Annotated in this window: 17 protein-coding genes; 8 read left to right on the forward strand and 9 right to left on the reverse strand. The window is 40.2% G+C overall.

Annotated features, from left to right (window positions below; all coding sequences use genetic code 11):
- Positions 1-40: 40 nt before the first annotated feature.
- On the forward strand, positions 41-2,311 hold the full coding sequence (bglX, locus tag GD597_RS12015) for a beta-glucosidase BglX (protein WP_171608098.1): 2,271 nt from the start codon (positions 41-43) through the stop codon (positions 2,309-2,311).
- A 470-nt stretch (positions 2,312-2,781) separates the two neighbouring features.
- On the opposite strand, the gene GD597_RS12020 is transcribed toward bglX, so the two are convergent.
- The 5 genes from GD597_RS12020 to lysS form a co-directional block, all read right to left on the reverse strand.
- A complete protein-coding gene (locus tag GD597_RS12020; RefSeq protein ID WP_171608099.1) occupies positions 2,782-3,738 on the reverse strand; it encodes a hypothetical protein in 957 nt (318 codons plus the stop codon).
- Positions 3,739-3,989: 251 nt separating this feature from the next.
- Positions 3,990-4,373: a type II toxin-antitoxin system death-on-curing family toxin gene (locus tag GD597_RS12025; RefSeq protein ID WP_171608100.1), complete on the reverse strand. Its 384-nt coding sequence runs from the start codon at positions 4,371-4,373 to the stop codon at positions 3,990-3,992.
- Positions 4,370-4,558: a hypothetical protein gene (locus GD597_RS12030; RefSeq protein WP_171608101.1), complete on the reverse strand. Its 189-nt coding sequence runs from the start codon at positions 4,556-4,558 to the stop codon at positions 4,370-4,372. Before GD597_RS12030 ends, GD597_RS12025 begins: the two co-directional genes overlap by 4 nt.
- Before the next feature lie 204 nt (positions 4,559-4,762).
- Positions 4,763-5,638: a glycosyltransferase family protein gene (locus GD597_RS12035; RefSeq protein WP_171608102.1), complete on the reverse strand. Its 876-nt coding sequence runs from the start codon at positions 5,636-5,638 to the stop codon at positions 4,763-4,765.
- Between the two features lie 86 nt (positions 5,639-5,724).
- Positions 5,725-7,257: a lysine--tRNA ligase gene (gene lysS / locus GD597_RS12040; RefSeq protein ID WP_171608103.1), complete on the reverse strand. Its 1,533-nt coding sequence runs from the start codon at positions 7,255-7,257 to the stop codon at positions 5,725-5,727.
- A gap of 134 nt (positions 7,258-7,391) precedes the next feature.
- Here lysS and GD597_RS12045 point away from each other — a divergent pair, with 134 nt between their 5' ends.
- The 6 genes from GD597_RS12045 to GD597_RS12070 all read left to right on the forward strand — a co-directional run bounded on the left by GD597_RS12045 (position 7,392) and on the right by GD597_RS12070 (position 13,856).
- On the forward strand, positions 7,392-7,673 hold the full coding sequence (locus GD597_RS12045; protein ID WP_171608104.1) for a hypothetical protein: 282 nt from the start codon (positions 7,392-7,394) through the stop codon (positions 7,671-7,673).
- A 4-nt stretch (positions 7,674-7,677) separates the two neighbouring features.
- Positions 7,678-9,066, forward strand: a complete 1,389-nt coding sequence (locus tag GD597_RS12050) for a choice-of-anchor Q domain-containing protein (RefSeq protein WP_171608105.1) — start codon at positions 7,678-7,680, stop codon at positions 9,064-9,066.
- 70 nt (positions 9,067-9,136) lie between these two features.
- Entirely contained in the window at positions 9,137-9,703 is a 567-nt protein-coding gene (locus GD597_RS12055) for a glutathione peroxidase (protein WP_171608106.1), read from the forward strand.
- 108 nt (positions 9,704-9,811) lie between these two features.
- Positions 9,812-11,032: a DNA polymerase III subunit gene (locus tag GD597_RS12060; protein ID WP_171608107.1), complete on the forward strand. Its 1,221-nt coding sequence runs from the start codon at positions 9,812-9,814 to the stop codon at positions 11,030-11,032.
- Between the two features lie 375 nt (positions 11,033-11,407).
- Positions 11,408-12,850: a PSP1 domain-containing protein gene (ricT, locus tag GD597_RS12065; protein WP_171608108.1), complete on the forward strand. Its 1,443-nt coding sequence runs from the start codon at positions 11,408-11,410 to the stop codon at positions 12,848-12,850.
- A gap of 94 nt (positions 12,851-12,944) precedes the next feature.
- Positions 12,945-13,856 (forward strand): hypothetical protein, encoded by a 912-nt coding sequence (locus GD597_RS12070; RefSeq protein ID WP_171608109.1) that lies wholly within the window; start codon positions 12,945-12,947, stop codon positions 13,854-13,856.
- A gap of 40 nt (positions 13,857-13,896) precedes the next feature.
- Here the strand turns inward: GD597_RS12070 and GD597_RS12075 are convergent, their stop codons facing one another.
- The 3 genes from GD597_RS12075 to dtd all read right to left on the reverse strand — a co-directional run bounded on the left by GD597_RS12075 (position 13,897) and on the right by dtd (position 15,831).
- The gene (locus GD597_RS12075) at positions 13,897-14,844 is read right to left on the reverse strand and encodes a YihY/virulence factor BrkB family protein (RefSeq protein ID WP_171608110.1); all 948 of its coding nucleotides are present in this window, start codon (positions 14,842-14,844) and stop codon (positions 13,897-13,899) included.
- Between the two features lie 20 nt (positions 14,845-14,864).
- On the reverse strand, positions 14,865-15,197 hold the full coding sequence (locus GD597_RS12080) for a nucleotide pyrophosphohydrolase (RefSeq protein ID WP_171608111.1): 333 nt from the start codon (positions 15,195-15,197) through the stop codon (positions 14,865-14,867).
- 181 nt (positions 15,198-15,378) lie between these two features.
- Positions 15,379-15,831 carry a D-aminoacyl-tRNA deacylase gene (gene dtd, locus GD597_RS12085; protein WP_171608112.1) on the reverse strand — a complete coding sequence of 151 codons (453 nt, stop codon included), beginning with the start codon at positions 15,829-15,831 and terminating at the stop codon, positions 15,379-15,381.
- Between the two features lie 22 nt (positions 15,832-15,853).
- Between dtd and GD597_RS12090 the strand changes: the two genes are divergently transcribed.
- Entirely contained in the window at positions 15,854-16,261 is a 408-nt protein-coding gene (locus GD597_RS12090) for a peptide chain release factor-like protein (RefSeq protein WP_171608113.1), read from the forward strand.
- A gap of 56 nt (positions 16,262-16,317) precedes the next feature.
- Here GD597_RS12090 and gyrB read toward each other — a convergent pair whose 3' ends face one another.
- The gene (gyrB, locus tag GD597_RS12095) at positions 16,318-18,405 is read right to left on the reverse strand and encodes a DNA topoisomerase (ATP-hydrolyzing) subunit B (protein WP_449405370.1); all 2,088 of its coding nucleotides are present in this window, start codon (positions 18,403-18,405) and stop codon (positions 16,318-16,320) included.
- Between the last annotated feature and the right edge of the window lie 171 nt (positions 18,406-18,576).

Below are 18,576 nucleotides of genomic sequence, written 5' to 3' on the forward strand. Positions count from 1 at the left end.
ACCTGAATTATATTTTTTAAATACGTATAAAACTTAGCATATGAAAAAGATAGTGCTTGGCCTGTTACTAATACTGGCTTTTAACGCTACACAGGCGCAGGATGCAGCCATGAATGCATTTGTAACCAAGTTAATGGCCAAAATGACGGTTGACGAAAAAATTGGTCAGCTAAACCTGGTAACACCCGGTGGTGCAGTTACAGGTTCTGTAGTTAGCAGCGATGTAGACAGTAAAATTCGCAAAGGCGCGGTGGGTGGTTTATTTGGTATTACCGGCCCTGCAAAAATTCGTTCTATACAGGAAATTGCAGTAAATAATTCCAGGCTGCATATTCCGCTAATTTTTGGATTGGATGTAATTCATGGTCATCAAACTACCTTTCCTATTCCGCTGGCATTATCGTGCAGCTGGGATATGCCACTGATAGAACGCAGTGCCCGTATAGCCGCTACCGAAGCAACGGCTGATGGGTTAAACTGGGCCTTTTCGCCTATGGTAGATATTGCCCGTGACCCACGCTGGGGCCGCATTGCCGAAGGCGGTGGCGAAGATCCCTATCTAGGTTCTCAAATTGCCAAAGCCATGGTAAAAGGTTATCAGGGTAGCGATCTTTCAAAAGATAATACACTGATAGCCTGCGTTAAACACTATGCTTTATATGGCGCTGCAGAAGCCGGCCGTGATTATAACACTACCGATATGAGCCGCATAAAAATGTACCAGTATTACCTGCCGCCTTATAAAGCAGCTATTGATGCAGGCGTGGGTAGTGTAATGACTTCATTTAACGAAGTGGATGCCGTACCTGCCACAGGTAGTAAATTTTTAATGAATGATGTATTGCGCAAACAATGGGGCTTTAACGGTCTGTTGGTTACAGATTATACGGCTATTAACGAAATGGTTAACCATGGTGTGGGCGATTTGCAAACCGTATCGGCCATGTCTCTAAATGCTAGTGTTGATATGGATATGGTGGGTGAAGGTTTTTTAACCACCCTAAAAAAATCATTGCAGGAAGGTAAAGTAACCGCCAAACAAATTGATGATGCCTGCCGCAGAATTCTGGAAGCAAAATATAAGCTGGGTTTATTTGCCGATCCTTACCGCTATTGCAACGAGCAAAGGGCAACTACAGAAATTCTATCAGCCGGTAACAGAAAAGCAGCCAGGGAAATTGCAGCACATTCATTTGTATTGCTTAAAAATCAAAACCAGGTATTGCCACTTCAAAAAAACGGCACTATTGCATTAATTGGCCCATTGGCCGAAAGCAAAAGAAATATGCTGGGTACCTGGAGTGTGGGTGGCGACCCATACAAAAGCGTTAGTGTATTGGAAGGCATGAAAAATGTAGCCGGTAACAATGTAAATGTATTATATGCCAAAGGCGCTAATATAAGCGATGATGCAGCTTTTGCCAAAAGGGTAAATGCTTTTGGCCCCGAGATTGAACCCGAAGCACGTTCATCAGAACAATTGTTAAGCGAGGCATTAGATGTTGCCAATAAAGCTGATGTAATTGTTGCTGTACTCGGCGAAGCAGCAGATATGACCGGTGAAGCATCCAGTATGGCCAATATTGCCCTGCAGGAAAGCCAGGAAAACCTGTTAAAAGCCCTGGTAAAAACCGGCAAACCCGTAGTGCTGGTTTTATTCAACGGCCGCCCTATGACGTTGGGCTGGGAGAACGACCATGTTAACGCCATACTGGATGTATGGTTTGGTGGTACCGAAGCCGGTAATGCAATTGCCGATGTATTGTTTGGCGCCTATAACCCTTCAGGTAAAATTACTGCTACCTTTCCCCGTTCTGTTGGACAAATACCTATTTACTACAATTATAAAAATACCGGCCGCCCTTATCATAATGAGGAGTTTGCTAAGTTTAAATCCAATTATTTGGATATGCCCAACGATCCATTATACCCCTTTGGTTACGGTTTAAGTTATACCAGTTTTAGCTATAGTAATATTAGCTTAAGCAAAACAAACCTGCAGGGTAACGAAACCTTACAGGCTACTGTAAATGTTACCAATACCGGTAAATATGCCGGCGAAGAAGCAGTGCAATTGTATATCTCTGATCCTGTGGCCACGGTTACCCGCTCAGTAAAAGAATTAAAAGGGTTTCAAAAAATAAGTTTGCAGCCCGGCGAAAGCAAAGCTGTAACTTTTATCATAACTCCTGAGGAATTGAAGTTCTACAATACAGCACTGGCTTATGTTTGGGAGCCAGGCGAGTTTATTGTACATATTGGTACCAATAGCAGCGATGTAAAATCTGCCTCCATTAACTGGAAAAAATAAATACAGCTTTCTATCAGTAAAAGCGGCGAACAATACAAAGTTCGCCGCTTTTTTATTTGTATACAACAGCCATAATTTACCCGGCGAAAGTACAAAAATCATCACCGCTTGCGTCGCACTCTTGTACGGTTGGTAATGCTATGCAGCTTGATCCACAGGGGAAAGCTGTTAGCTATGAGCTGTCAGCTAAATGCAATTGGCTGTTTGCAGAAAATTGACCTGCGGTACTTCACTATAGTAGTACAACAGCTTAATTCCAATTCCCTCACGAAAAATGGCAGTTTAGTTTTCGAGTGTTTTTTGGTTGCACTAGGAAAAAAGAACAAGCACTTGTGTTGATTGGTATAGATATAATCGGTTTTTTTGTTACTCTCTCCATTAATATTGGCGTAATACTAACCGCAGCGAAAAGTGTAGTTTGATTGACATACCGTATGAAGTAAATTCAGTTACATTTGACCTTTTTCATTTCATTTTGATAAGCTGCCCAAAATGAAAAATGGCAAAATTGTGAAACCCAAAAAAAGAATAATCATATAAACGCCGTCCAAAAATGTTGGTGCTGGTCTGTCAACTACTGGCTCTCTATTCATAGTTGCTTTGAATATTAGTCTTAAGGGTTTTTGTATAAGCAACAACGTTATTGGATATAATGCCCCATAATCTAAAACACTTTTGTTCAATTCTCCTTTATTAAGTAAAACGACAAGCAAATACCCTGTTGCTATCCCGAAACTGTAAAGGAAGTGTCTGTCTGATTGAAGCATTTTATAGTCAGCATAAAACCAAGTGCTTATTCCCATTCCAAAGAGAAATACAAATTTTAGAAAGATTTGAGAATCATATTGATTTATGATTATACCGATTAGTGTTAAACTAAGAGTAATTATTGATATAATTTTAAATCTCTTGTCAATACTATTTTCATTTATTTTTTCTTCTTTCTTTAAAACTGGAATCCGATTAATCTTTATTGTTTCCGGGTAATCTAGGATTATGTCTGTTGGATGATTGAAAAACCTTTGATCTTTTATTTCAGTGATATTACCGCCAAAATCAACTTTGAAGTTTTCATTTTCAGAAGTCGTTACAAAAACATTATCGTAATCCTTGTCAGTTCTGGAGATGTAAACCAATAGACTTTTGTTTTTAAGTTGGTTTTTGTCTTTTCCAATGGTGAAACCTTCAATGTCAATTTCGTATTCAATTCCTTCAGGAAAATTTAAATAGTTTATAAGATAAAAAAATCTTTCGTTGTCAAGTCTTTTGTCGGCCTGAATGATATGATTTCCGCGACCATTCTTAAAAAGTTGAAAAGTTAAATCTTCCTGTAAGTCATTTGAATAGAGTTCAATCCATTGTCGCAACGCTTTTTTAATGTCGTTATAGGCGCCACCTTTTATAGTTATTAGATTGTCTATTGCCAATTTAATATTGATATTTTAAAATGCACACAACTCAAAAATAGCCGAACCAATTAGCCTTGCCAAAAAAATAGGGCATTGCTATTAACGACTTTCAAAGTGTCTTTTTTTAATAGATAGTACTTGCAGTGGTATCATGGATGTTTTAAAAAGTACTTCATGAGTAAAAGCGTATTCTTTTAACTAGCATAAATGCCAGGATTCTTGCTTTAAATTAAAAATGCAATTTATTCAACCATGATGGCAACAATTGCCTAGTCTTTAGCTTTAACTAATTGTGTATTCAACCATTTAACAATTGCATCAAACTTTAATTTGCCGGAAGCGATATCTATTACAAAAGTGTATTTTTCTGCTTGGCTTGCTTTTATATCGTAGTTATTGCTTAATAAAACAAGCCGCATTAAAACATATCCGGTTCTTTTATTGCCATCAACAAATGGGTGATTTATTAGAATGCTTTCAATGAGTGAAGCGGCTTTTTCTACTGCGGTTGGATAAAGATATTTACCATCAAAGGTTTGTAATGGTCTTGCTAAGGCTGATAACAATAGTGCTTTGTCTCTAATGCCATTTGCCCCGCCAAATTCAGCTATAAGGATTTGATGTATTTCTTCAACTTCTTTTAAAGAGATCATTGGGCCAGTTTAGCTAATAATTCCTTGTCTTCGGTAAGTATTCTATTTAATGATGTATTTATGGAAAATTCATCTTCCTTTTTGGCATCTAATTCTTTTAAAAATGACAAAAGTTCTGTTAACGCCTTATCTGAAAAATGGTCGAGCACTTTACTGATTTCGTATTTAATTTCTTCTTTAGACATTTGGAATAACTTGAGTAGTAAAAATACTATTTTTTTACTACTCAATATTTTCCTTATTGAAACCTGACCAATGATGCTTAATTAATGCCTAACCTGCCTTTCGGCAACACGCAAAAATTTCTGCTGCCCAAAGTATCTAACCGTACAAGTGTGCGACGCAAGTAAAGTGGCAGGTACCTTCCACTGCCGGGTGCATAGTTTGTATTACACCAATTGGTAATTCTTATAATCGAAGGGGCGCTTGCCAGTTAGCTTTTCCAGCACATTTTTAAAACGGTCTTTTAGCTTTAGGTTGTTATATGAAAGATCGTGTGTAAACTGCCAGTTCATGTTTTGTATTCGGCTTTGCATAATTTGCGGGTGGGTGCCCGTAAAGCGTTCCAGCGCATCTACCTGCGAATAATCGAATGCTCCATCGTATTCTTTGGCAGCTGTTTGGCTCCAGGCTTCGTTTACCCAGTAACGGCCCGAGTTTTTGTATTTGGCCTGCATGGCTTTGGGCTCACGTACCCAGCCATAGTGGTGTATGGTAGCATCTACCGCTTTTACCCGCAGTTTTTGATTATCGCCTTTTCTAAAACCCTGCGCATCGCGGTAAGAATAAATGTTTTTGTTGTTTTTAATCACCCTTATTTCGTTACGGTACCAGCGGGAGGAAGAACCTAAATAATCGAACGAGCCATAAAAATGTCGGTATTTAAACAGCAACCCATCTACTCCATCATCATGCTGATATTGCTGCATGGCTTTAAGAATATTTTGGTAGCCGTCTTCGTGTAATACTTCATCGCCCTGTATATAAAAACACCAGTCTGCATCGGCTGTTATGGCCTGGAATGCTTTGTCGGTTTCATCTGCCAGTACACGGCCACCTTCTTTCAGGTCTTCGTTCCAAATGGTATCTAATATTTGTAATTGGGGTATGCCGGTAGCTATAACTTCGTTGCGGGTTTCATCAGTAGAATTACCTACAGCCACCACCATATTATTGCACAGGGGCGCAATAGACAGCAGTGCTTCTTTTATGGGATACTGATATTGCACTGCATTACGTATAAAGCTAAAACCGGTAACTTTCATAAGGACAATATTACGCAAGAATTTGTATACATAACAAAGCAGGCCTGCGGGCCTGCTTTGTGTTTGCTATAAAACAAGTAAAGTGGTTATGCGGTGGTTTCTTCCCTTTTTTCGGGTCTCATTTGCGGGAATAATAATACATCCTGTATAGAAGGCTGATTGGTCATTAACATACACAACCTGTCTATGCCAATACCAATACCACTGGTAGGAGGCATACCATATTCCAAAGCACGTAAAAAATCATAATCGATAAACATGGCTTCATCATCACCTCTTTCCATTAAGCGTACCTGTTCTTCAAAACGTTCCCGTTGGTCAATAGGATCGTTTAATTCGCTATAGGCATTGGCAAGTTCCTTGCCATTTACCATAAGTTCAAAACGTTCTACCAGACCGGCTTTGCTGCGGTGTTTTTTGGTAAGCGGGCTCATTTCTACCGGGTAATCTATAATAAAAGTGGGTTGTATATAGGTATGCTCTGCCGTGTTACCAAAAATTTCATCTATCAGTTTGCCTTTGCCAATATTGGGCTCCACCGCAATGTGCAATTGCTTACAAACGCCACGCAGGGCTTCTTCGTCCATATCACTTACATCAATACCGGTATTCTCTTTAATGGCATCGTGAATAGAAATGCGTTTATAAGGTGTTTTAAAACTAATTATTTTATCACCTACCTGTAATTCGGTGGTACCATGTAATGCCAGTGCAATTTTTTCAAACAACTGTTCAGTAATTTCCATCATCCAGAAATAGTCCTTGTAGGCAGTATACCATTCCAGTACGGTAAATTCGGGGTTATGGGTTCTATCCATACCCTCGTTACGGAAATTACGGCTAAACTCATATACCCAATCAAAGCCACCAACAATAAGTCTTTTTAAATAAAGCTCGTTGGCTATACGCAGGTACAGGGGCATATCCAATGCATTGTGGTGCGTAATAAATGGCCGTGCAGCGGCACCGCCCGGTATGGGTTGCAAAACAGGGGTATCTACTTCCAGTGCACCACGTTCGTTTAAAAACTGGCGAATGGTATTTACCAATATGGTTCTTTTTACAAAAGCATCTTTTACAGCCGGATTAATAATTAAATCGGCATAGCGCTGGCGATAACGAAACTCGGGGTCGGTTACGGCATCAAAAACATTGCCTTCCTCATCACGTTTTACAACAGGTAATGGTTTTAGCGATTTTGCCAGCAGCACAAAACTTTGAGCATGTACAGATGTTTCTCCGGTTTTGGTAATAAATACATAGCCGGTTACGCCAATAATATCGCCCAGGTCTATCAGGTGTTTAATTAATTTTTCAAACAGGGTTTTATCCTCGCCGGGGCAAACATCATCTTTGCGTACATATAGCTGTATAATGCCTTTGCTGTCCTGAATCTTAATAAAAAACACCTTGCCTTTATCATTCAGGCTCATAATACGGCCGGCCACGCAAACACTGGCAAATTGTTCCTTGGTTTCCTCGCTAAACTGTTCCTTAATATCAGCAGAAAAATGCGTTACAGGGTAAAGGGCAGCCGGAAAAGGGTCAATACCCAATGCCTGCAGCTCGGTTAATTTTTCACGTCTTATTAATTCCTGTTCTGATAAATGTTGACTCATATACTATTTTTAAAAATGGCAGCAAAGATAAGCGCTTTCGCATTTATGGTAGCAGCTTAAACACATGCCCGCCAAAAGGTATAATAAATGCAGGCCATAAAAATGCTGTTTTTGGGCCCGGCCTGAGAGCTGCTATGAAGCTTTACTTGCGTCGCACACTTGAACGTTTAGGTACATTATTGGGCAATAGGTGGAGTGAATTGAGCGTGGAGGGTGATTTGGGCCCTATTGTAGAATCTATGGTGCTCAATGAAGGAAATTACACAGTCAAATGGTTTTATGCCGCATTTATTGCTACAGCACAAGAGTGCGACGCAAGTAAAGCTGCATTATATATCAATAGCCAGGCAAAAAAAATATTTGATGCAGAAATAATACCTATAGCATCAATGCTTCATAAATCCACCTACATTTGAACACATGAAGCGCAGATGTTTTTTTGAGGTACTTTGTATATCCATTCTTGGTTTTTTTGCCTGTACAAAAGATACTATCATTACGGGTGCAGATGCCATTGTATTTACCTCGGCAGATTCGCTGCATTTTGGTACTTTATTTAACGGTACAGGTTCTGCTACGCAGTTGTTTAAAATTTACAATCCAAATAATCAAAAATTAGTAATTGCCTCCATTAATTTGGCCGGGGGCGCCACCTCTGTTTTTAGCATAAATGTAAATGGTGCAGCTGGCACCAGCTTTACTAATATTGAAATTGCAGCCAAAGACAGTATTTATGTATTTGCGAAAGCAAATATTACAACAGGTAATACTGCAGAACCTATATTGGTAAGGGATAGTATTATTGTTAACTACAACACCAACAAAGCCCTAATTCAATTAGATGCGGTGGGGTTGAATGCCCGTTTTTTAAACAATGCCCATATTACCCAGGATAGCATTTTTACCAACGATTTACCCATTGTTATTAATGGCACACTCACTATTAACAAAAACAGTTTGCTAACTATTGAAAGGGGTACGAAAATTTATTGCCACTCCGATGCCCGTATTACTGTAGAGGGTAGTTTACAGGCATTGGGAGAAGCTGAAGAGATTAACCGAATAGTTTTTACCGGAGACCGGTTAGACGATTATTATAAAGACCTTCCGGGTAGCTGGCCGGGTATATATTTTGCCGAAAGCAGCACCAATAACAAGTTGAATTATACCACGGTTACCAATGCAACCACTGCAATAGATATAAACTTGCCCGCTGATAATGCGCAAACCAAGCTGGATATGCTGGGCTGCGTAATCAGCAATGCAGCTGAAGCGGGCATAAGGGCTGTAAATACCAGTATTAATGCTACTAATTGTCTGATTAATAATTGCGGCAGCGTTGTGCAAATACATGCGGGGGGTAATTACAATTTTATTCATTGTACATTGGCGGCATTTAACACGCCTTATATTGCCCACGAAAATCCCGCCCTAATGGTTGATAATATCGATGGCAACACGCAACCTTTTACACTGGATGCCCGTTTTATCAATTGTATTGTTTATGGCGATGATGGCTTTGTAAACGATGAGATTAGTATAACACAAAACGGAAACCTGGCATTTTCTGTAATCTTTGAAAATGGGTTATGTAAAACCATACAGCCTGCACAAGGTAGTTTTACCAATTGCATTTTTAATACCGATCCACAGTTTATGGCTATTGATTATGCAAATAATATCTACAGCTTTAGGTTACAGCCAACATCGCCGGCGGTTAACGCCGGACTTACTGCCACAGTTTTAACTGATATTACCGGTAAAGCCCGGGATGCCAACCCGGATATAGGCTGTTATGAACTGGAATAACAAAACATTACCAAAACTTACCATAAACAATTTTACATTTGAATTGTATTAATAACACAAAAATTACTTTATGAAACTATTTATCGCATCACTGGCTTTTGTAGCATTATCCGCTACTGTAGCCCTAACCAACAATATGGATACCACTGTAGCCGAAGCACCCGCTAAAACTATTTACGATTTTTCTATAAAGTCACTTACGGGTGGTATGATAGATTTCTCTCAATACAAGGGTAAGAAAATTCTGATAGTAAACACCGCTTCTAAATGTGGTTTTACCCCACAGTATAAGGGTTTGGAAAAATTATACGAAGACAATAAGGATAAACTGGTTATCATTGGTTTCCCTTCTGATAATTTTGGTGGTCAGGAATTCCAGAAAGATGACGAAATAAAAACCTTTTGTGATGCTAAGTTTGGCGTAACCTTCCCTTTAACCACCCGTGTAGACGTAAAGGGCGATAACGCAACCGCCATATACAAATACCTTTGTAATAAAAGCGAAAACGGGGTTTTAGACGCTACCATCACCTGGAATTTTAATAAGTTCCTTATTGATGAAAATGGTAAACTACTGGCTTATTTTGACAGTAAAGTAACGCCTGATAGCCCTGAAATTGCCAAATATCTTAAATAGTATTATTGTATTCATTCATAATGATAGGCCGGCAATTTTGCCGGCCTTTTTTTATACACGGCTGACGATTACGCATAAAATATATCACCAGAATTCTATCTTCGCTACATGCAGTTTAGCAATATCATTGGTCAGCAGCAGGTTAAGCAGCACCTGGTAGAAATGGTGCAGCAAAGCCGGCTTAGCCATGCGCTTTTATTTTTAGGTAAAGAGGGGAGTGGTGCATTGCCACTCGCATTGGCTTTTGCCCAATATATCAGCCTTATTCCGGCTAAAAAAAATGCAGCTCCTGCTGGCCCATCTTTATTTGGAGAGGTAGATACCCCTGCCCCGCAATTGCCAATGCCGGGCACCATCGATGAAATAGATAGCTGGATGCAACAGCAGCCGGCCTACTCAAAAGCTGCGGCATTTGTACACCCCGATATTCATTTCTCTTTTCCTGTAATACCTCGCAAATCTGGGGATAAACCCAAAAGCACCGATTATATTACCGAATGGCGGGAGTTTATTAAGCTTTCGCCCTATGGTAATGTATTTGATTGGCTGCAGTTTATTGGCGCCGAAAACAAGCAAGGCAATATTACTTCAGAAGAATGTGGCGATATTATTCATAAGCTTAACCTTAAAAGTTTTGAGAGCGGGTTTAAAACGCTGGTAATGTGGATGCCCGAATACCTGGGTAAAGAAGGCAATAAATTATTAAAATTAATAGAAGAGCCGCCGCCCGATACATTGTTTATACTGGTAGCCGAAAGCGAAGAACAAATACTACCTACTATTTTAAGTCGCTGCCAGCTGGTTAAAATACCACTGCCGCTCACAGAAGATATTACGCAGGCACTGGTAGAACGCGCCGGCATAACTGCCGATGCCGCTATGCAAATTGCGGCCATCGCCGAAGGTAACTACCACGAAGCATTGCAATTATTGCAGCATAACGAGGAAGATTGGATTAGCCTGTTAAGCGACTGGCTAAAATTTACCATACGCAATATGTTTGCCGAGCAGGTAAAATTTGTGGCAGAAATAAACGACATGGGCCGCGAAAAGCAAAAGCAAATGTTGCTGTATTTTAATCACCTGCTCGAGCAAAGTATACGCCTTAAAATAATGGGCAACCAACTGGCCATGCCCGAAAAAGAAAGAGATTTTGCGCAGCGCCTAAACAAAATTGCCTCGGTAAGTCAGCAGCAGGTAATTATAGAAGAGCTGGATAAAGCCATCTATTATATAGAACGTAATGCCAACGCCAAAATGCTCTTCCATGCCCTTACCATCAAATTGTGCCATATCATTCAGGAGAAAACCCTATTTTTGACAGAGTGAGGGTATTGATTTTTTGTGGGCCGGGCTAAGGTTTTTCATGGTATCATCGTTGCGTCGCACACTTGTACAGTACCGCATTCCCCGGCTTTTAACAGCCGCCATGCGTAAAAAGGGCAGGTTTTATATACAGTTGTACATCAAAAATATATGCAGTTAGGCATGGGTTATGCTTTGGCAGCATCTTGTACACACCAACAAATAGGTTTAGTATTGCCCCATATAGTATCAAAGCGTTGAAGAGTGCGACGCAAGAAAGCATCATACCACTACCACTGCCGGCTACATAATTTGCCAGTTCCTCATCCGTATTAGGCAGCTGTTGGGTTTATATCAACAGTTGTAAACAAAAATTAATCATACGTAAATCGTTTAGATATGGGATGTGGATCTTGTGGAACCGGAAAGCCAAACGGTTGTAAAAGCAACGGCGGCTGTAGTACCGGCGGTTGCAATAGAATGAATGTACACGATTGGCTATTAAACCTACCATTTAGCGACCCCGAAAGCAATTGTAAAATAATTGAAGTAACTTTTAACCAGGGTAGCCGCAAAGAATTTTTTAGAAATAATACCCTGCAATATTTTGAAAAGGGCGAATATATTACCGTAGAAGGGGTGGGTGGTTTTGATGTTGGGGAAGTAAGCCTTACCGGAGAACTGGTACGCATACAAATGAAGAAAAAAGGTGCGGAAGAGTTTAACCCCGACATGAAAAAAGTGTTGCGCCGCAGCACCGAAAAAGATATAGAACAACATTTGCACAATAAAGGCCGCGAAAAAGAAGGTTTGGCCCGCAGCCGCGCCATTATGCGACAGCTTAACCTGCAAATGAAACTGATAGAAGTAGAAATTCAAAGCGATGGTAAAAAAGCTACTTTCTTTTACACCGCCGAAGACCGTGTAGATTTTAGAGAGCTGATACGAATTTTGGCAGGTGAGTTTAAGGTAAAAGTAGAAATGCGCCAGATTGGTATACGCCAGGAAGCTGCAAAAGTGGGCGGTATTGGCAGTTGCGGCAGAGAACTTTGCTGCAGTACCTGGTTAACAGATTTTAAAAGTGTTACTACAACAGCAGCCCGTTACCAGAACCTGTCTATTAATCAAACCAAATTAAGCGGGCAGTGCGGCCGTTTAAAATGTTGCCTTAACTACGAGTTGGATACTTACCTGGATGCTTTACAGCAATTCCCGGATAATGCAGATAACCTGCAAACACTAAAAGGTACTGCCAACCTGATAAAGAAAGATATTTTTAAAAACCTGATGTGGTATGTGTTGCCCGATACCAATAAACAGTATCCGCTTACCATACAAAGGGTAAAAGAAATTCAAAGGTTAAATGCCCGCGGAGAAAGGGTAGAAGAACTGCAACCGGTAGACCTGGCAAGTGCAAAACTGGCCGAATCAGAAAAAGGTTTTGTGGAGCTTGTAGGGCAAATAAGCTTAAAATCGTTAGAGAAAACAAGTAAGCGCAGCCGTGAAAAAGAAAACCGTGGCCGCCCCCAAAACGAACGCAGGGCTAATGATAGAGGAGGTGCGCCGCAACAACAGGATCAAAGAAAACCAAATACCAACCGCCCTCCGGAAAAAAGAGATAATAACCAGCAGGGGCCGGAACAAAGACGTGATAATCGTCCACCGGAAAGAAGAGATAACCGTGATAACCGAGGACCGGAACAGCGCAGGGATAATAACCGCCCGCCTGATAGAAGAGATAACCGTCCGCCGGTGAATAAAGGGGATAACAGGCCACCCAGCAGACCACCATTTGTGCCTAAAAAGCAAGTGCCACCACCGCCAGAAAATACACAACAATAATATGTTACAATCGCTTCCTGTGAAGGAGGCGATTTTTTTATGCTGTACAATTCTAAACAGTATAAATTTTATATTACAGTAAATATTGGCGTTTATGAAAACAATAGCCATTGCATGTGTATTGATATTGTGTTTTAGCACCTGCAAAAAAGATGAAACCGCTTTGCTGGTGCAGCGCTGGCGTTTTGTTGCAATAGATATGCCCGGTGTTAAAACATTTCTAAGGGAAACAGGTGCCGCAGGCGATGGCGATGCAATTACATTTCAGAAGTTTTTTCTCGACAATAAACTGGTGCTGCGCAAAGACAGCAGTTTTGATCTGGTGCTGATGAAACAATACATTCATGGCAAATGGAAGTTTGACGCTGACAGAAAGGAATTGCTTTTGGAAGATGCCTCCTACAATAAATTAAATATGCAGTTTAGTACTGATACGGTGGAACCCTATCAATTGCACTTGGCAACAGATGAGTTTGCCATAGATAAAATTATTAAACGCCATATTGACGATAAGAATGGATTTAATTATTTACAGCATAAACAGTATTACCAGTTTTTTCTGGAAGCAGAAGACGAACGCTTTGCTGATGCAGCTGATGATTTATATAGTAAAGAAAATAACTTGTGGCGTATAAAACCCAACCACTCCGAAACTGCAGCAGAAATAAAAGAAAGGGTATTAAATCACCTGCAGTTTTGGGAATTGCTTTTTCACGATGCTGCGGAGCACGAAAGGGATTATGTATCGTACAACTGGTTTAGCTCGCCAATTGTAATTGCCACCAATGGCACGATTCTACAGTTTTATGAAGAAGCGAAAAGCGAATGGGATCAAAACTTTTACGACTCAGTGCAGGCAAAAGCAGGCTACGACCTGCTAATAAAATGCTTTAGCCAAAAAATAAAGTACCTGCAGCATACCGGTAAATATGAGCGTAATGAGGATATTGTAAAACAACTGCGTTCAAACTTAATTAATGCTACAAAAAACCAGCAGAAACTATAATAAACCAGTTAGTAAAACAGAAAATAATATGGCTTACAGGCTAAGTCTTTTCAATAACTGCAGTATCCTGTTGTTGTAGCGAGGTGTTACTTTCCATTTCTACCTGTTGTATCCACACTGCATAATCGCTTGGGTAAATATGGCTACCGGTATGCTGTGCATAGGCTTTGGTAAACGTGGCGCCAAAATATAGGATAATAGAAGAATAATATACCCACAATAATATTATAATCAGCGAGCCGGCGGCGCCGTACGAGCTGCTGATATGGCTTTTGCCCAAATAAAACCCTATAGCAAATTTGCCCAGCATAAATAAGCCTGCTGTGGTAAAAGCTCCCACTCTAACATCTTTCCATTGAATTTTTGCATCGGGTAACACTTTAAAAATAATGCCAAACAAAAAACTGGTGGTAACAAATGTGAGCAGAAGGTTAATGCCATAGGCAGCATATACTGCAATTTGTGGAAATAGCTCCACCAGCCTGTCTACCAGAGCATCCATTAATGCATTTATTACCAGCGAAACCATTAATACAAAACCAAGCGTTACCACCATAGAAAAGCTTAGCAAACGGTTAAAGATTAACTTAAGCCAGCCCTTAGCCGGCTTGGCTTTCAGGCGCCAGATATAATTTATAGAATCCTGTATTTCTGCAAAAATACTGGTGGCTGCAAATACCAGGGCCACAATGCCAATGGCCGATGCCCAGCTAATATCTTTTGAAATACTGGCATTCTTTATGAGGGTTTGTATTTCCATGGCAGCATCGCTGCCTACAAAAGAATTTATTTGGGCATAAATGCTACCCTCAATGGCCTGCCGGCCAAAAAAAATATCACAAAGGGTGATAATTACTATTAGTGTGGGTGCAATGGAAAAGATGGTATAAAACGCCAGGGCGGCGCCCATGCGAATTACTTTTAACTCACCAAAATCCTTAAAACTCTGTTGTACAATTTGCCATATATTTTTTAATGATAATGCCATATCATACAAGGTAGGCCAGTTTATTGTAACTTCTCGTTATCCTTATGCCTGTTTGCATCACGTATGCTTTTCTTTTCAAAATTTTTTGCAAGGGCTTCTGTTAAATCTACCCCGGTTTGATTGGCTAAGCAAATCAGCACCCATAATACATCGGCCATTTCATCTGATAGTTTGGTGCCTTTATCTGATTGCTTGAAAGATTGTTCGCCATAAATGCGTACCATTAGCCGGGAGAGTTCGCCCACTTCCTCCATTAAAATGCCCAGGTTGGTAAGCTCGTTAAAATAACGTACGCCCACGGTTTTTATCCAGTTATCTACTTGTTCCTGTGCTTCACGAATTGAAATATCCATTACCTGTTAATTTTAAAGTGGTGGTTATATGTGGTTTTATTTTTATGAGCCAAACACCGAATCATTTATTAAGCTTCTGTTGCGTCGCACTCTTCGGCGGCTGGTACTTTGCCGGGCATTGCTATGGCGTACAAGTGTGCGACGCAACGGATGCCCCATAATTTACCTGTAGCCGGGCCAATTATTCTTTGTTTTTTGTATCAATAACAATGGTTACCGGACCATCGTTTAACAAACTTACTTTCATATCGGCACCAAAAATGCCGGTGGAAATGGGTTTGCCAAGGTCTTGCTGTAATTGCACAATCAATTGTTCGTACAGTGGAATGGCAATATCGGGTTTGCTGGCTTTAATATACGATGGCCTGTTGCCTTTTTTGGTGGCGGCATGTAAAGTAAACTGGCTAATAAGCAATATGTCGCCGCCATCATCTTTTACGCTTACATTCATAACTTCGTTTTCATCGTTAAAAATGCGAAGGTTTACTATTTTGCTGCTAAGCCATTGAAGGTCCTCCTGATTGTCTGCATCTTCAATACCAACCAATACCAGCAGCCCTTTTTGAATAGCGCCTGTTACTATATTATCCACTGTTACTGATGCTGTTGATACTCTTTGTATAACCGCTCTCATAGCTCTTTATTATTTTTGCGCAATGAAGATAGATATTACACCCGAAATTATTTTTCAAACGGCGAGAAGCGGTGGCAAGGGCGGGCAAAATGTAAATAAGGTGGAAACCATGGTAGAAGGCCGTTGGTTGGTAGCCACATCTGTATTATTAACCGGGGAGCAAAAAGCGTTGGTGCAGGCTAAACTGGCTAATAAAATAACGGCAGAGGGTTACTTTTTGGTAAAGTCTCAGGAGGCAAGAACACAATTGGGGAATAAGCAACTGGTAATACAAAAAATGCTACAATTACTTGCGGATGCTTTAACTGTAAAAAAAGCCAGGATTGCCCTAAAAATACCCAAAAGCGTTATTGAAAAAAGAAAGGAAAACAAGCAACAATTATCGCATAAAAAAATGCAAAGGCGCCGTTTAAAACCAGGCGATTATTAAATATAAAAGCCGGCTACTAATTTTTAGTGCCGGCTTTTTCAATGTATGGGTAATTATTACACATCAATTTTGGCATAACGGGCATGGCTTTCTATAAACTCCCTGCGTGGAGGAACTTCATCGCCCATTAACATACTAAAAATACGGTCTGCTTCAGCAGCGCTTTCTATGGTAATGCGTTTCAGTGTTCTGCGGCTGGGGTCCATAGTGGTTTCCCATAGCTGGTCGGCATTCATTTCACCCAAACCTTTATAACGCTGGGTAGTTACGCTATCATCTTTACCGCCACCAATTTTTTGAATAAGGAATTTACGTTGATCTTCGGAATAAGCATAAGCCTGTTCTTTATTTTTCTTTACCAGGTATAAAGGTGGTTGTGCAATGTATACATAGCCATGTTCTACCATTTCTTTCATATACCTGAAAATAAAGGTTAGAATTAGTGTGGCGATATGGCTACCGTCCACATCAGCATCCGTCATAATAATTAGTTTGTGGTAACGAAGCTTTACAAGGTTAAGTGCTTTGGGATCTTCGGGTGTGCCAATGGTTACACCCAATGCAGTATACATATTGCGTATCTCTTCGTTTTCGAAGATCTTGTGTTCCATGGCTTTTTCTACGTTCAAAATTTTACCTCTTAAAGGTAAAATAGCCTGGTAACTTCTGTCTCGGCCTTGTTTGGCGGTACCGCCTGCCGAGTCTCCTTCTACCAGGTATAACTCACATTTTTCGGGGTCGCGTTCACTGCAATCGGCCAGTTTGCCGGGTAACCCGCCACCGCTTAAAACGGTTTTGCGTTGTACCATATCACGGGCTTTCTTGGCAGCTACCCTTGCTTGCGCAGCCAAAATTACTTTGTTAATAATATTCTTGGCATCCTTAGGATTTTCCTCCAGATAAGCTTCCAATACACGGGCAACTGTAACCTGCACTACACCGCTAACTTCACTGTTACCTAATTTTGTTTTGGTTTGTCCTTCAAACTGTGGCTCAGGTACTTTTACTGATATAATCGCACTCAAACCCTCTCTAAAATCATCCCCTTCAATAGTTACTTTGGCTTTTTCAAACAAACCTTGTTTATCGCCATAGCTTTTAAACACCCTTGTTAAGGCCTGTCTAAAGCCGGTAACGTGTGTACCACCTTCGATGGTATTGATATTATTAACGTAAGAGAAAATATGCTCTTTAAAATCATCATTATAGGTAAGGGCAACATCAACAGCCACATTGGTGGTTTCATCATGGCCTTCTACGTATAAGGTGTTTGGAATAAGCGGGTTACGTTTACCGTTTCTGTCCAGCATTTCCACAAATTCTACAATACCTCCTTCGCTATAAAAAGTTTTGGTGTAATGACTTCCATCTTCATGCGTTTCGCGCAGGTCGGTAATGTTAATGCTAATGCGTTTGTTCAGGAAGGACAATTCCCTTAAACGGCCTTCCAGTATTTCGCGGTTATATTCACTAACCTGAAAAATGGTATAATCGGGCCAAAAATGAACTGTAGTACCGGTTTTCTCGCTTTCGCCAATTTCTCTAACTGCATAGGCAGGTATGCCTTCATGGTATTCCTGTTCAAATATTTTGCCTTCGCGGCGTACGGTTACATGCAGGGTAGAACTTAAAGCGTTTACGCAACTTACACCCACACCATGCAAACCGCCGGAAACCTTGTAAGTATTTTTATCAAATTTACCACCGGCATGTAAAACGGTCATAACCACCTGTAAGGCGCTTACACCTTCTTTCTGGTGAATGCCTGTAGGGATACCACGTCCATCATCGCTTACACTTATAGAATTATCCTCGTGTATGGTAACATCAATATTTTTACAATAACCGGCCAGTGCCTCATCAATTGAGTTATCAACTACTTCATAAACAAGGTGATGTAAGCCTTTCATGCCAATATCGCCAATATACATGGCTGGCCTTTTACGCACTGCTTCCAACCCTTCTAATACCTGAATACTATCTGCACCGTAATTTTTTATTTGTGCCTCGTTGTTGTTTATATTTTCCTGGCTCATAATATGTTGCTGAAACCTGTGTTTAGTATTTATAACAAGTGGGCGAAGGTAAGGAAAATCAATGGTTAAATGATGGTGTATTACCGCATTTTTCAGGTGTAAAACCACAATGTGTATATAGCGTTAGAAAATTAGAAATTTAAAAAATTATATAATTGTATAATATTGATAATCAGCTAATTAATAAATTATAAGCTTAAGTTTGTCTTAATGGAAAGCAGTAAGACCAAAATAGAAAATGTTAATGATTGTAAACAACACTATGATATGGCAGAAAAC

The organism is Limnovirga soli (assembly GCF_013106755.1).
GTDB classification, from domain to species: Bacteria; Bacteroidota; Bacteroidia; order Chitinophagales; family Chitinophagaceae; genus Limnovirga; species Limnovirga soli.

What these genes read in the sequence shown, in the direction of transcription:
- lysS (WP_171608103.1), bottom strand. Translation starts at nt 7,257, where the DNA reads ATGAGTCAACATTTATCAGAACAGGAATTAATAAGACGTGAAAAATTA.
- ricT (WP_171608108.1), top strand. Translation starts at nt 11,408, where the DNA reads ATGGGATGTGGATCTTGTGGAACCGGAAAGCCAAACGGTTGTAAAAGC.
- GD597_RS12080 (WP_171608111.1), bottom strand. Translation starts at nt 15,197, where the DNA reads ATGGATATTTCAATTCGTGAAGCACAGGAACAAGTAGATAACTGGATA.
- bglX (WP_171608098.1), top strand. Translation starts at nt 41, where the DNA reads ATGAAAAAGATAGTGCTTGGCCTGTTACTAATACTGGCTTTTAACGCT.
- GD597_RS12035 (WP_171608102.1), bottom strand. Translation starts at nt 5,638, where the DNA reads ATGAAAGTTACCGGTTTTAGCTTTATACGTAATGCAGTGCAATATCAG.
- GD597_RS12030 (WP_171608101.1), bottom strand. Translation starts at nt 4,558, where the DNA reads ATGTCTAAAGAAGAAATTAAATACGAAATCAGTAAAGTGCTCGACCAT.
- GD597_RS12050 (WP_171608105.1), top strand. Translation starts at nt 7,678, where the DNA reads ATGAAGCGCAGATGTTTTTTTGAGGTACTTTGTATATCCATTCTTGGT.
- GD597_RS12090 (WP_171608113.1), top strand. Translation starts at nt 15,854, where the DNA reads ATGAAGATAGATATTACACCCGAAATTATTTTTCAAACGGCGAGAAGC.
- GD597_RS12055 (WP_171608106.1), top strand. Translation starts at nt 9,137, where the DNA reads ATGAAACTATTTATCGCATCACTGGCTTTTGTAGCATTATCCGCTACT.
- GD597_RS12075 (WP_171608110.1), bottom strand. Translation starts at nt 14,844, where the DNA reads ATGGCATTATCATTAAAAAATATATGGCAAATTGTACAACAGAGTTTT.
- GD597_RS12025 (WP_171608100.1), bottom strand. Translation starts at nt 4,373, where the DNA reads ATGATCTCTTTAAAAGAAGTTGAAGAAATACATCAAATCCTTATAGCT.
- dtd (WP_171608112.1), bottom strand. Translation starts at nt 15,831, where the DNA reads ATGAGAGCGGTTATACAAAGAGTATCAACAGCATCAGTAACAGTGGAT.
- GD597_RS12070 (WP_171608109.1), top strand. Translation starts at nt 12,945, where the DNA reads ATGAAAACAATAGCCATTGCATGTGTATTGATATTGTGTTTTAGCACC.
- GD597_RS12045 (WP_171608104.1), top strand. Translation starts at nt 7,392, where the DNA reads ATGAAGCTTTACTTGCGTCGCACACTTGAACGTTTAGGTACATTATTG.
- GD597_RS12060 (WP_171608107.1), top strand. Translation starts at nt 9,812, where the DNA reads ATGCAGTTTAGCAATATCATTGGTCAGCAGCAGGTTAAGCAGCACCTG.